Genomic DNA, 13558 nt, shown 5'->3' with positions numbered 1-13558 from the left:
TTAAAAGACTCCCGGGTTGCCAATGGTAGACTGGCCATTGGTCAAATTCAATTATAATATTTCTTCACCGCTCTTTATGATGAAACACAAAATAGTCAGGCAGAACTATTAGCGAAGCTTTAGATTTTTTATTGCTGCATTCAGGTGTCGTCTGAAGTAATAGTGCAACTAAAGCCAGCTCATAAATATTGATTATCTTTACCGCTGTAACCATAAAAGGCTGTTAGATATACAAGAAAAATCACCTATAAATAGGACAATAGGGATGATGTATATCAACAACAGCCTTAAAATATTCCTGGATTTTTATGCGCAATGCCTTTATTAAAAAAGCTGCACTGAAAACATTGAAAATTATTTCAATATCAGTAGCTGCTATATTCCTTTTATTATTTTTATTGCCTGTTCTCTTTCCAACAGCGATATCCAATAAAATAAAAACATGGACCAATAACAGCATTACCGGTGATTTGAACTTCTCGAAGGCAAGGTTATCGTTCTTCAACCATTTCCCGTCCCTGACACTGACCCTATACGATTTTAGCCTGAAAGGAGCAGCTCCATTCAAACAAGACACGCTGATAGCAGCGGATGAAGTGGCCCTGGGCGTAAACCTGGCCAGCATCTTTTCCAGCTCCATCAACATTGACGAAATATTCCTGACCAAAGGGAACATCCATGTTATGGTAGATGCTGCCGGTCATCCTAACTATAATGTGTATAAGTCCGGCCCGGCTACAGCTGCCAACCCCGCAGACAGCGGCAGTGCATCCCTGAAAATAGAACGCATACAAATAGAACACTGCAATATCATTTATGATGACCAGTCCCTCCCGATGTACATCCAGGCAAAGGAAGTGAACTATACAGGCAAAGGCGACCTGAGTAAAGCGCAGTTCGACCTGCATTCACAGGTTCGTATAGCTTCCTTCGATCTTAACTATGGCGGCACTTCTTATATCCTGTCCAAGAAACTCAACGGGGAACTCATCACGAAGATCAATACCAATTCACTGGACCTCGTTTTTGAAAAAAACGACCTGAAAATAAATGAACTGCCGGTAAGACTGAACGGCTCTTTCGGATTCCTGAAAAACGGCTATAGGATGGATTTCAGGCTCAACTCCAGGGAATCCAGCCTCCATGCTATTTTCAGCGCCCTGCCACCGGAATATGTTACATGGCTGGAGCATACAGATATACAAGGAGCTGCCGATGTGAATGCATCACTCATTGGCCAATACATCGCGGAAACCAACACCATGCCCGACCTCACCTTTAATATGAAAGTAAGGGACGGCGTGATCACCAATGCAAAAGCACCCGCTCCTGTAAAAAATCTCTTCCTCAATTTCCAGTCAAAACTGCCGCAACTCAATACAGATAGCCTTTATATCAATGTAGATTCTATTTTCTTCAATATTGATAAAGATTATTTCAGCTCTGTGATCCGGATCAAAGGCCTTAAAGCACCTGATGTTCATATAAAAATGAACACCGACATAGACCTGGAAAAATGGAGCAAGGCTGTGGGATGGCAATCCTTTGAACTGAAAGGCAGGCTGCAGGCGCACCTGCAGGCAGACGGACAATATGCAAAAGGTGTTGTATACCGGGGCTTGCGGCGGCATGCGGATACTGTGATCAGCAGCATCCCGGCCTTTAATTTAGCATCCACCTTCCGCAACGGTTATTTTAAATTTGCGTCCATGCCGCAGGCAGTCAGCAATATCAGTTTCAACATGCAGGCTTCCTGTCCGGATAACAACTACGCACATACGCATCTCAACATAGAAGACATTAATGCCAATATGCTGAGTAACTATATCAAAGGATTTTTCCGGCTCAGCAATGCCCAGGAACCATTGGTAGCAGCCAAACTGGAATCAGTGCTCCACCTGGCTGATATAAAGCAGTTTTACCGGCCCGACAGCCTGGATATGGCCGGTGATCTGAATATTGATATCAGTACCAAAGGCAGCTACGTGCCGGCTAAAAGGCTGTTCCCTGTCACCACAGCCAGGCTGACGATGAACAACGGCACCATACAAACAAAATATTACCCCAAACCTATTGAAAAAATAAATGTAGACGCCACTATTACCAATACCACCGGCACTATGCGTTCATTAAAGGTAGACCTCAAACCAGTAGCTTTTGAGTTTGAAGGACAGCCTTTCATGCTGAAAGCCGACCTGAATAATTTTGACAACCTTCAATATAATATTACATCCAACGGCATAATAGACCTGGGCAAAATATATAAAGTCTTTGCCTTGCAAGGCTATGACCTCAAGGGTTTCATAAAAACCAACCTGTCGCTCAGCGGCACACAAAGCGACGCCACTGCAGGCCGTTATAACAAACTAAATAACAAAGGAACACTAACGGTCAGGGATATAGCTTTAACATCCGAACTGTTTCCCCTTCCCTTTTATATCAAAAACGGCGTTTTCCGTTTTGACCAGGATAAAATGTGGTTCGATCAGTTCAATGCCAGTTACGGAAAATCGCTTATTACACTGAATGGTTTTTTAAGTAATGTGATCGGTTATGCTACGCAAAAAGATCAAACCCTGCATGGCACCTTTGACCTGAAAAGCGATTATATCCTGGTAGATGAACTGATGATGAACGGAAGCAAGAAAAACACTACTGCCAGCACCTCCTCCGCTCCTTCCGGCGTTGTTATGATACCCGGCAACCTGTCGCTGACACTGAATGCCGCCGCCGGCAAGGTACGATTCAAGGGCGTTGACATCAATGATTTCCACGGACAACTGGTAGTTGACAGCAACAAACTTCAACTGAACAAAACAGGCTTTAACATTATCGGTGCACCGGTTGAAATGGATGCTACCTATGTAAGCCTTCAGCCTAAAAAAGCCACCTTTGATTATCACATCAGCGCAAAAGAATTTGATATAAAACGTGCTTACAACGAAATAAAACTATTTCATGATATGGCCACTTCCGCTGCCAGCGCAAGCGGGATTGTAGGACTCGACTATCATTTAAGCGGCAAGCTGGATGAGAACATGAACCCGGTGTATCCTTCCCTGAAAGGAGAAGGTGTGCTGTCAGTAAAAAAAATAAAGATGAAAGGCTTCAAGCTGTTTAATGCAATAAGTAGCTCTACAGGCAAAGATGAAGTGAAAGACCCGGACCTTTCCAAAATAGATATTAAATCCAGGATCAATAATAATATTATTACCATCGATAAGACCAGGATGCGCGTAGCCGGCTTCCGGCCCCGCTTTGAAGGACAGGTTAGCCTTGATGGAAAGCTGAACCTGAAAGGGCGTTTAGGATTGCCGCCACTTGGCATATTTGGTATACCCTTCAACGTTACCGGCACCCAGAGCAATCCCAAAGTGAAACTGCGCAGAGGCAGCGATAAAGATAAACTGGAAGAAACGCAGGATGCAGATGATGAAAAGAACTAACCTCATGGATTATAAGACCAGGCTGAACGTTTTACTGCCCAGCACTTTTCCGTTCACTATGATCTCTATAAGATGCTTTCCCTTGTAATGTTTACGGGTGGTCAGGTCCCTGAACAGTTGCTTCTTTATTATTTGAACTTGCTGGCCTGGCAGCAGGGTAATTTCTTTCAGTTTAAACACCTTTTTTGATAATTCACCGGAAGATTTTGAATAATGAATGGCATAATCGATCACCAGCTTTTGCGGTGTGTTTTTTTCACTGGTCAGCTGAAATTCAAATTGTAATGCTTCCCCCAGCCGGATAACAGCTGCGCTTAATTTTAATTTATCGAGACGGACTTTTACATTTTTCTCGAAATTGAATATGGCAAGCGAATCCTTATCTCCTTTCTTAATCAGCGTACGGATGGCATGTTTAATGATCCAGCTGGTATGCGGGTTATTTTTATCCCAGCTTTTTACCAGCTGCAGCATGTATGCGGTATTATCTTTTGAAATATCATTCAGATGATTAGCCACTGATTTTTTTACATACAGCTCTTCATCTGCCTTTAATTTTTCCAGGATACCTGTTGTCAATGTCGGGTTCTTAATAATTTGTTCCAGTTTGAAGGACCAGGGAAGCCGGGGTCTGCTGCCTTCCGAAGCGAGTCGTCTTACATGCTGACTTTTATCTTCTGCCCACTCATTCAATACTGCCAAAGTTTTTACCAGATCTGTTTTTAAGAATTCACGGATGGCAAACTCCGATGACCCGAACGCGGTAAAATGTTTAAGCGCTTCCATCGAAAGATCAAAGTGGTCTTTCCCGTAAAGCGCCACAAAATCAGGCAGTACCAGCGCGGTATAGCCGGTATTAAGCAAAGGTGCTGCCCGGAACATTATTTCAACAGATTGCTGATAATTGGCAGGAAGGTACTTTTTAAGCACGATAGCAGTATTTCGCAATCTGCCATTCAGGGAAAGCCCTTCCATATTTTCGGTGACATCTTTGACAAAAGCTTCTTTATTAAAATTTTTATCTGCACTTGCAAAACCGGTGGCAAAATGCTGGTAAAATTTTTTGTTGAACATTTCCTTGAGAGGATCCATACAAATTAAGCTTAAATAAGTGCCTGCAAGATAACTTATTTTTTTACCGGATTTGATGGCCGCTGTACCCCTGATATATGCAAACACCAACGGAACGGAAGCAGAAAAGCCACATAAATCGGGCGATTTAAGCGGCTTTCAAAATATTTTTATAAACGAAAGATCAATTTACTTTGCATTTTCCAGCAAAGGACGTGGATCAAAAACTACCTTGATTGAGCTTATCCTGCCATCAACCAAACGATACCATCCGGATCCGTATGTAGTTACGCCACCAATCAAAATATCGTATAACAGACAAACATCATCCCCATCAACAAAGCTTTTTTCGATCTTATACTTTATTCTCATACGTTCCATATCACTAAAGTAGACCTCTGCCCCTTCACGGGAACCAAGTACCCCTACAAATAAAAGATCATCATTTACGTATTTTCTGCCCGCGTTATAATCCTCTTCATTCAGCGCCTTAATAAAGGATAATACAACTTCTTTTGCGTCATTGGCCGTGCCTTGCGAATTGTTTTGTGTCATTTTTTTAATTTAGTTATCAATGATTAAACCGCTATAAAATCAAATACTTGTTATGATCATATGCTGATTGTAATGTAAAGGTCGTTCGATCCATTTAATTTAACCTGTGACAATCGTCACAAAACAATGCTACAACCTTCTGCTGCGGATGCGGCTTAATGTTTCCCTCGCAACACCGAGATAGGACGCTATTTGTGTTAGCGACACTCTTTGTAAAACTTCAGGCGCATATTTTTCTAAATATTCATATCGCTCCTGAGCAGTCATCAGCTTATACATCGCTGCATGCTTTTCTTGTTTGGCAGCAATTTGTTGTAAACATTTCCTACCCAGCCCGTCAATCTCCGGGTCGTGTTCTGCCGCTTCACGCAACTTTTTCTTATCAAATCTTACTACTGTTACATCTTCACAAGCCTGAATAGAAAATTCAGATTTTTCTGCTTTGGCGAAACTGTTTATATTGGTGGCGATGTCATTTTCAAAAAAGAAATCCGTATTTATTTCCTGTCCGTCCTTATCGTAAAAAGCCCGGCAATAGCCCCCGCTAACAAAAAACAAGGCATCACATACCTTACCGGCCTCCAACAGGTACTGATCTTTTTCGAATGTTATTGTTGTCAATGCAGGAGAAAGGATCTCCCAGCTTTCCGCTGAAAAGTTGGTGAGAGAATGGATATATGCTAATAAATTTTTCATCGCTTAATTTTCAAACTCCAAACTTAGTATGAAAATCATTCCAGGACAATTTATTATGTATAGTTATGTAGAAATATTTTTTAACATAGATGTCTTAACTGCTCAAAATCTCTTTTAAACAGATGCTCAATTTGGTTGTTAATAAGCAGGTCGTCTGAATATTCCCAATTGCCTCCTGAAGTATATCCCTACCCGCGCAAGTGCCGGATGGGACTATCTAAATCAGCAGCGAAATAGCTTTCTTTGGTAATCTTGTTTCCATTCAGGCCATTCAGCATTGCAATCTGTCCTATATGAGTAGCCATGTCTAAAATGGGGCCTTGTAATAATTTTTTACTTATTTCTATACTTATTTCACTGTTAGCAATTACAGCTTCAAGTTCCTTTATTGCTGATAAAAACCGTTTTACTTCGTCTTCAAATTTAAGGCTTTCAGGAACCGGGCAGTTGAAATGCCCTTCCTTAATCATAGTCTTTGTTTTTGTTGCCAGGTCATACATATGATTAATAATTTCATTCGGACTTCTTGTGTGGTCACTAATTTTATAGTCCCCAAAGTTGTCTTTAGAACCAGCTGTTGCTTTAATAAATCTGTATTCAATTGCATTAATTGAGTGCTTCAATATTTCGTTCACTTGTGTCATTTTTTATGGTCTGCCTGTTTTTAAATAATTGCTGCATCAGACTACTAAATATAATATTCAGCATTTGATTATACAAGGGTAGTCATATGGACCAAATGAAATTTACCTTAGCTATAAAGTTGAATGTTTAGTATTTATGGATAATAAGATTGACATTACGTCATTTAAAAACTATTTGAATACACTTGCCCTTCTTAGTGAACAGGAGTGGAAAGAATTATTTCAGATACTTCATGTCAAACATTATAAAAAAAAGGAACAATTTCAGGCAGCTGGTAAAAGATGTATTGCTGTGGGGTTTATCCTGCAGGGATGTTTTCGTTCTGTGAGAGAGCATAAGATGATACTTTTTAAAACCAATTGAGTAAATTTGAATAGCTAACTATAATTACAAATTCAATGCCTGTTAAAACCGATACAAACAAAATTATACAAAGCCTCTGGATTGGGGAAAGCCTTTCTACAATGGAACATCTTTGTATCCAATCATTTTTACAAAATGAGCATGACTTTCATTTATATGCTTATCAGGATATTAAAAACGTCCCGAAGAATACGACCGTACTAGATGCTAATAGCATTATTCATGCTAATAAAATTTTTATAGATAGCAAAGGAGGGATAGCATCATTCTCCGATTGGTTCCGTTATAAATTACTTTATGAAAAAGGTGGCTGGTGGGTAGATATGGATTCAGTTTGTCTTCGACACTTTGACATGAAGGAAGAATACTGTTTTTCAACAGAACATGGTCATGAAAATGATAAAATCGTAAATATTGGTTTTATTAAATCACCCGCTAAAGCAGCCATCCTTGCAGATTGCTTAACGCATATAGACAATCTTGATCACAATTGCATAAAATGGGGAGAATTGGGGCCATCGCTTTTTAATAAAATTATTAAAAGCTACGATACCGAGTCCTACATTATGGCGCCGGAAACATTTTGTCCTATAAACTGGACAGATGTCTATAAACTTATTAGTAAACAAAATTACTCCCTTACAGAAAAAAATTTTGCCCTTCACTTATGGAATGAGATTTGGCGTATAGGGTATCTGGATAAAGACGCTATCTACCACCCGGAATCTATTTATGAACAATTGAAAAAGAAGTATGCCATCACAATTTAACTTTCTTATCAGTTACAATTGCGTTTACGTTTTAAATATGCACAAGTCGATTGCCTGCCATCTATTGACAAGTAATCAAAGAATAAATAACGGTAGGCGCTAAAAAGCAGGTTGTGGTACAATCGGTCGTGATTTAACTGCAATAGCTACTACTGTGACATGACAACAGTATGGAGAAAAATGTTAGTTAAATTGTAATAAAAAATACATTATTGATTTCCTTTTATTCCTGCTTATTTTTATACCATTGTAAATTACAGTTGAATGAGTCACATCAGGAGTCACATCAGGCTTCACAATAGTTTTAGTAGTACCATTGTCAATTAAAGTTGAAAGAGTTCCATTAGGATTCACAATAGTTCTAGTGTTACCATTGCCAAATACAGTTGAAAAAGTTCCATCAGGATTCACAATAGTTTTAATGCTACCATTGTCAATTAAAGTTGAAAGAGTTCCATTAGTATTCACAATAGTTTTAATGCTACCATTGCCCATTACAGTTGAAACAGTTCCATCAGGATTCACAATAATAGTTTGCGAAAAAGAATAGCTTATTGAAAAGAAAAATAGTATCAGTAGCAGTATTTTTTTCATATGGATTAATTGTTTAGTATTTTTTATAAAAAAACAACCGGATATTGAATACGAAATCTCTCTTAACATAAAAACCGTACCCCCAAACAAGGTGCATTTTACTGGATGCTTACTTCCTTACTATTTACACAAAAGGATTAGATACTACCGGGTCAGAGGAACTAAACCCCCAAAGCGCCAGATTCCACCTCCAGCGCTTTGTCGATTTAATTAAGTTCATAAAAACTTAATATTTTCAACGCTTGATCTGCATTATTAACTATTATTAATTAGCAACGCATCTCCCCTGGTCCGGACTCGAAGGATTATGAGTAGACACGCATGTGTATCCCGGATCGCACTTGATATCCATCCAATTACAATACCCCGCTGCTGCCCTTGAGGATCTTGTAGTTCCTCCTAGTATAGTTTTTCATTCACTTCTTGTCAATACTTTAACATCACTCAATTGTTGAGCGTTCAAATTCAGTTTTTTCATTTTTTTTAATTTAATTGTTTGATGATTCAACCATGTTCATTGTAAACATGTCGGTGCTTCTTTTCTGCCTTTCTGAGAAAGGCTTTAATATGAGATAAACTACTGTTTAGCTGAATGATAATTTACGCTGGTAAATCTTAGTACTACAAAAAGTGGCGAGACTGGAATAAAAAATAAATATTAATCTTCTAGTGGATAACAATTCTGGGTATCACAAAATCAGCCTTGGCCAATTATAAACGGGTTAAAATAAATTCCAAATCTTCTCTAAGGAAGATATAGCTAATTATTAGTTTTACCAAAAATGCTTACTTTTTCTAATGATTATTTAAAAATCATGGACCAATAAATAAACGCGGAACTTGTATGCCATAGATATTGCAAGGCATTGTAAGCACCAATTTCTCAAACGGCCTGATTTGTACTTTTCAACTTTTCATGATACCTCTGGGAGTTGCATTTTCCAGGTCTTCATGTGGTCTTCTGGCATTGTATTCTTCGATACATAAAAATACTAAGTGCTGCCAATGTGCAAATACTAGTTCTCAAGCAATGGAACTATATGCTCCCAACCTAACTGCTTTGCGAAATCTAACGCCGTTTTTCCCTTACCGGTTTTAATATTTTTATCCGCACCAAGCTGCAACAAAATTTCAACAGAACTTTTATTGCCTGATACTGTTTCCCTATGTAAAAGCGTATATCCAGCTTCGTCGTGGTTGGTTATTTCTTCAGGATGTTCTTTCAAAAATTCTATTAAGCGCTCCTTCATATTAATACTCATAGGGTGCTCAATGAGATGTTCAGGGTATTCCTTTTGTTCATAAACGAGCAAAATATCATGATAGTCACCAAAATCCAATCCCCATGCCTCATCATATTCCTTACGTTCCTGCTCCTCCATTGTTGACCTTAACAGCTGTATTGTAAATCCTCCATAGGTGTTTCCCTGAGTACTAAATAACCAGTCACTGATCTGGCTTAGCGGCACTTCAACAAAGTCTCCGTTCTTAATATTCGTCAGCTCATTTGGATCATTTATGAGCACTCCGCTAATCGTATCTCCATCAAATTCTACTTCGTTAATCCACATATGCTCTACGATAGGAGTTGTTTGATGCGCAACATGCTCCATGAAAGCTACTTTTACGCAAGCCACATCCAGTGCAGGAACAATTCTTCGATACTCCCAGGAAAGTTCTCTCCAGAAATACCGGAATGTTTCCTGTGCTTTATGAAAGGCTTTAATCATTTCCGGGTTATCTGCCTCAAAATAAAAAATTGTATTCTCTGTCATAATTGAATAATTACTGGATCAAATGTGCACGCCAAATTTAGCGCATGTTTTAATTAAAATGTTATGCAAATTTCCCTTCTCAAAAATTATATCAAAGACTTCTTGATTGAAATATCAAAAAATCACTTACTTTCGTAATCTACACTGCATTTCTCCTCAAGACTTAAGCCTTATAATATTATTTTAACCAGTAAATCTGATTCCTGACATTGTGCTAACGAAGGGCTGACATTGTGGTAAGAATATTGGGCAATATTGTATCAGTAGCAACATAATTCACCACATTTTCCTCCCTGCGTTGACATCGAGTTAACCTTATAATCTACTTCTCACTACCCTTATACAAAATCTCCATTTTTGAACATTTTTTCTCCATTTTTGAACACTTTAAATCATGGCTATTCTTCAACTTTAGGTTGTAGACTTAGTACAATGGATGCATGAGCAGGTACCGGCCATGTCAGTTTGCTGTTTTTGTTTCATTTATAATTTTCTTTATCAGGGAAATCTGTCCAAGGTGATAATGTGTATGTTCAATAACTCCGAGTAAGTTTCTATAATAATTTCCGTATTTGGGATCTTCAAAATCCTGGAATAGTTTTGTTTCATCTAAATTTTCAATTTGTAAAGCTAATTGTTCAGCTTCAGTAAATGCTTTAGTTACCAATTCCTGCCACGCTTCTTCAGACATTATAGGATTCAGGTCGAAGCTAAATTTATCATTTGCGTTTAAGGGTTCTCCCTGTAAGACTTTTAAAATAGCGCTCACATAATAGTTAATATGAAAAACTAAAACAGCGATAGTATTTAGGCTATGAACTTTTGTGGTTGCCTGTTTCCAATTTACATCTGCTAATGTGTCCTTAAGATTTACACTAGTCCAGTTACCACCAAAATGAACATCCCTGAAGTGCTTTGATATTTGTTTAGTTGAAACCATAATAAAAAAATTAAGTTACTGTAAACATGGGTCGCTTGCTATAACAGTTAAGGATCATCCATTTCTTGCAAAATACTAAAATCTTTCAATCGACTTTCCGGTAGTTGCTGATTGGGTATTGTTATCAGCCCAGTAAGCCAGGATGACAAATAGCCATTGAAACTGGGCAGACCAGGCAAGTGCGTTTACACTTGCGGGTGGAGGTCCCCAAAAATTTGAAATCTGTACAGAGACGAGCAAAAGGATATTAATCCAGAAAATAATCCTTGCTTTTGCATTTAAAGGAGTCGTAGAACGCAAATACAAAACAATTCCGGATATAAACAATATAAGTTCTACAAACAGTGTCCCTCCTATCGTAGCCCAAAGCGCAAGTCCTACTTTCACTGAAGAAGCAGGAAATAGCGGCAAATCATGAAAATGTACAATAAAATCCAAAAACCAATGACTGAGCACAGCTGCTCCCAATATCAGCGCATTTCTAAAATTTTTTTTAACCACATAATAAACCGTACCGAACAAGACAGCCAAAACTAAAGCTCCTACCAGGCTATGGGTAAACGGATAGCTTGTAAACGTAATGGTTCTTGTTCCTCCAAGTTCAGGATGCAGCACAACTTTTTCTACACCAAGCAACAATAAAGTCGGCCATATAAGGTCAGAGAACTGAACTGCCATAAAAAGTGTTCCCAGCGAGATCTTCGGGGCTATTTTCTTTGTGACCATCCCCAGTCCAAAATGTCCAATAAACATGAAAATTTGTTTTAGATTACTAAAGTTATTCAACGCCAGCAACCATTCTTATAACCCTTACCTACCCGGGTTTAAAAGTATGAATATCCAGCTCCGCAAATATTGCATTTAACCAGCATAGTGTACTTGATAAAAATCAAGAAATCTCTCAAACATGAACGTTTTAACAAAGCAATTTGAACGTTTTAACAAAGTGGCTTCGTCAAATTGAACCGAACTTTGATTAAAATTAAAATTTTAAATTATGCCAAAAGTCTGGTTTATAACAGGCAGTTCCCGCGGATTGGGAAGGAGTTTGACAGCAGCAGTATTAGCCAGTGGCGACTTGGTAGCCGCAACAGCCCGAAACCCGGAACAATTAAAAGATCTTGCAGAGAAGTACCCTGATAGTATTTATCCGCTAAGGTTGGATGTCACCAACAAGGCGCAGATCATTGCCGCAGTTGAAAATACGATCGAAAAATTCGGCCGGATAGATGTGCTGGTCAATAACGCCGGTTTTGGCATCATAGGTGCAGCCGAGGCTTATAGCGATGAACAGGTACGCAGCCAATTGGAAACCAATTTGTATGCACCCATAGAAATAACGCGTGTGGTATTACCTTACATGCGCAAACAGCGTTCGGGCAGGATATTACAAATCAGCTCGATAGGCGGCAGGGTGGGTAACCCCGGCCTAACCATATACCAGGCAGCAAAATTTGGTTTGAGCGGTTTTAGCGAGGCGCTGGCTAAAGAGGTTAAGCCGCTGGGCATACTGGTAACAAGCATTGAGCCGGGCGGTTTCCGTACCGGAGCTACTTCGATGACCTGTGCGCCAGAGGTAGAAGGCTATGAAAAGACCGTTGGCATGCGAATGGAGCTGTTTAAAAACAGTAACTTTATCCCAATGGGCGACCCCGATAAAGCCGCAAAAGTGATGATCGACCTGGTTGATAACCCGGAACCACCGGTACACCTGGTACTGGGTAGCGATGCGATAGGCAGGGTAAAACAAGCCAATGTTGTAAGAAGCGAGGAAATGGAAAAGTGGCTGCCGGTAAGCACTTCGACCGATGCCGATGATGCGGTAGATTTTACGCAAACAGAAATGGGTAAGTCGCTTTTCGGAGTGCAGCAATAATAAATTCAATTTGAATAATGCCACAACTCAATAAAAGACCATCGCCCATAGCATATTCCTGCTACGCTACCCGCCGCAGGGAGGGAGAACAGTTTATACCTGAGTATGTATTTAGCTACCAGGTATCGGGGACGATGATCATGAATGATGGTAACAAGGAATATATTTTTAAACCCGGAGATTTTAGATTCGGCAGGCGGAACCATCTGATGAAGTTTAATAAACTGCCGCCGGAAGGAGGCGAATTCAAGTCGGTTTCGGTTCACTTTGATCAGCCCTTTTTACGGAACTTCAGTATGGAAGCCGGATATAAAGCTGAAAAGCATATCAATGGTAACGCGGTAATCGACCTGAAACCTCACCCCTTGTATAAAAACTATTTTGATTCACTGTCGTCTTACATGCAGCTTAATGTGGAAGATGATGCCGGGTTGGTGGCTGTGAAATTAAGAGAGGCGATCCTGCTGCTGTTAAAAGTAAATCCTGAGATGAAAGACATATTGTTCGATTTCAGTGAGCCAGGAAAAATAGACCTGGAGGCTTTTATGAACAAGAATTTCCATTTTAATGTCAACCTTAACCGATTTGCTTATCTGACCGGCAGGAGCCTGGCTACCTTCAAGAGAGATTTCGAAAAGTTGTTCCACTTAACACCGGGCCGCTGGTTGCAGCAACGAAGGTTACAGGAAGCGTATTATCTTATCCGGGAAAAAGGCAAAACAGCGTCCGATATTTACCTGGACCTGGGTTTTGAGGATCTGTCACATTTTTCACTTGCTTTCAAAAAACAATTTGGGGCTGCGCCGACAAAAATTTAATCTGCGTTC

Annotated in this window: 12 protein-coding genes; 4 read left to right on the top strand and 8 right to left on the bottom strand. The window is 39.5% G+C overall.

The features are described from left to right. The first annotated feature begins 308 nt into the window (after nt 1–308). Complete coding sequence (locus CLV51_RS14295) at nt 309–3446, top strand: AsmA family protein (RefSeq protein WP_106528691.1); 3138 nt, start codon at nt 309–311, stop codon at nt 3444–3446. A gap of 9 nt (nt 3447–3455) precedes the next feature. Here the strand turns inward: CLV51_RS14295 and CLV51_RS14290 are convergent, their stop codons facing one another. From CLV51_RS14290 to CLV51_RS14275, 4 genes are all read right to left on the bottom strand, one after another. Continuing rightward, nucleotides 3456–4538 carry a DNA alkylation repair protein gene (locus CLV51_RS14290; RefSeq protein ID WP_106528834.1) on the bottom strand — a complete coding sequence of 361 codons (1083 nt, stop codon included), beginning with the start codon at nt 4536–4538 and terminating at the stop codon, nt 3456–3458. A 168-nt stretch (nt 4539–4706) separates the two neighbouring features. Continuing rightward, entirely contained in the window at nt 4707–5072 is a 366-nt protein-coding gene (locus tag CLV51_RS14285; protein ID WP_106528690.1) for a nuclear transport factor 2 family protein, read from the bottom strand. Nucleotides 5073–5201: 129 nt separating this feature from the next. Beyond that, nucleotides 5202–5768: a Crp/Fnr family transcriptional regulator gene (locus CLV51_RS14280; RefSeq protein ID WP_106528689.1), complete on the bottom strand. Its 567-nt coding sequence runs from the start codon at nt 5766–5768 to the stop codon at nt 5202–5204. A 188-nt stretch (nt 5769–5956) separates the two neighbouring features. Next, nucleotides 5957–6412 carry a hypothetical protein gene (locus CLV51_RS14275; RefSeq protein ID WP_106528688.1) on the bottom strand — a complete coding sequence of 152 codons (456 nt, stop codon included), beginning with the start codon at nt 6410–6412 and terminating at the stop codon, nt 5957–5959. Between the two features lie 399 nt (nt 6413–6811). On the opposite strand from CLV51_RS14275, the gene CLV51_RS14265 reads away from it, so the two are divergent. Continuing rightward, nucleotides 6812–7546 (top strand): glycosyltransferase, encoded by a 735-nt coding sequence (locus CLV51_RS14265; RefSeq protein ID WP_106528686.1) that lies wholly within the window; start codon nt 6812–6814, stop codon nt 7544–7546. A 183-nt stretch (nt 7547–7729) separates the two neighbouring features. Here CLV51_RS14265 and CLV51_RS14260 read toward each other — a convergent pair whose 3' ends face one another. From CLV51_RS14260 to CLV51_RS14245, 4 genes are all read right to left on the bottom strand, one after another. Then, nucleotides 7730–8140, bottom strand: a complete 411-nt coding sequence (locus tag CLV51_RS14260) for a hypothetical protein (protein WP_106528685.1) — start codon at nt 8138–8140, stop codon at nt 7730–7732. Nucleotides 8141–9156: 1016 nt separating this feature from the next. Next, nucleotides 9157–9915, bottom strand: coding sequence for a DUF2314 domain-containing protein (locus CLV51_RS14255; protein WP_106528684.1), 759 nt, complete (start codon nt 9913–9915; stop codon nt 9157–9159). A gap of 460 nt (nt 9916–10375) precedes the next feature. After that, nucleotides 10376–10855 carry a DinB family protein gene (locus tag CLV51_RS14250; protein ID WP_106528683.1) on the bottom strand — a complete coding sequence of 160 codons (480 nt, stop codon included), beginning with the start codon at nt 10853–10855 and terminating at the stop codon, nt 10376–10378. Between the two features lie 75 nt (nt 10856–10930). Beyond that, entirely contained in the window at nt 10931–11608 is a 678-nt protein-coding gene (locus CLV51_RS14245) for a hypothetical protein (RefSeq protein ID WP_106528682.1), read from the bottom strand. A 244-nt stretch (nt 11609–11852) separates the two neighbouring features. Between CLV51_RS14245 and CLV51_RS14240 the strand changes: the two genes are divergently transcribed. Beyond that, nucleotides 11853–12731 carry an SDR family NAD(P)-dependent oxidoreductase gene (locus tag CLV51_RS14240; protein WP_106528681.1) on the top strand — a complete coding sequence of 293 codons (879 nt, stop codon included), beginning with the start codon at nt 11853–11855 and terminating at the stop codon, nt 12729–12731. 17 nt (nt 12732–12748) lie between these two features. After that, nucleotides 12749–13549 carry a helix-turn-helix domain-containing protein gene (locus tag CLV51_RS14235; RefSeq protein ID WP_106528680.1) on the top strand — a complete coding sequence of 267 codons (801 nt, stop codon included), beginning with the start codon at nt 12749–12751 and terminating at the stop codon, nt 13547–13549. Nucleotides 13550–13558: the final 9 nt, after the last annotated feature.

The sequence above is a fragment of the Chitinophaga niastensis genome, assembly GCF_003014755.1.
Taxonomy (GTDB): domain Bacteria; phylum Bacteroidota; class Bacteroidia; order Chitinophagales; family Chitinophagaceae; genus Chitinophaga; species Chitinophaga niastensis.
The sequence above is the reverse complement of the archived record's forward strand: the minus strand, read 5'-3'. Positions and strand labels throughout refer to the sequence as shown.

Coding starts and splice junctions, on each gene's coding strand:
- CLV51_RS14295 (WP_106528691.1), top strand. CDS start 309: ATGCGCAATGCCTTTATTAAAAAAGCTGCACTGAAAACATTGAAAATT.
- CLV51_RS14290 (WP_106528834.1), bottom strand. CDS start 4,538: ATGGATCCTCTCAAGGAAATGTTCAACAAAAAATTTTACCAGCATTTT.
- CLV51_RS14285 (WP_106528690.1), bottom strand. CDS start 5,072: ATGACACAAAACAATTCGCAAGGCACGGCCAATGACGCAAAAGAAGTT.
- CLV51_RS14280 (WP_106528689.1), bottom strand. CDS start 5,768: ATGAAAAATTTATTAGCATATATCCATTCTCTCACCAACTTTTCAGCG.
- CLV51_RS14275 (WP_106528688.1), bottom strand. CDS start 6,412: ATGACACAAGTGAACGAAATATTGAAGCACTCAATTAATGCAATTGAA.
- CLV51_RS14265 (WP_106528686.1), top strand. CDS start 6,812: ATGCCTGTTAAAACCGATACAAACAAAATTATACAAAGCCTCTGGATT.
- CLV51_RS14260 (WP_106528685.1), bottom strand. CDS start 8,140: ATGAAAAAAATACTGCTACTGATACTATTTTTCTTTTCAATAAGCTAT.
- CLV51_RS14255 (WP_106528684.1), bottom strand. CDS start 9,915: ATGACAGAGAATACAATTTTTTATTTTGAGGCAGATAACCCGGAAATG.
- CLV51_RS14250 (WP_106528683.1), bottom strand. CDS start 10,855: ATGGTTTCAACTAAACAAATATCAAAGCACTTCAGGGATGTTCATTTT.
- CLV51_RS14245 (WP_106528682.1), bottom strand. CDS start 11,608: ATGTTTATTGGACATTTTGGACTGGGGATGGTCACAAAGAAAATAGCC.
- CLV51_RS14240 (WP_106528681.1), top strand. CDS start 11,853: ATGCCAAAAGTCTGGTTTATAACAGGCAGTTCCCGCGGATTGGGAAGG.
- CLV51_RS14235 (WP_106528680.1), top strand. CDS start 12,749: ATGCCACAACTCAATAAAAGACCATCGCCCATAGCATATTCCTGCTAC.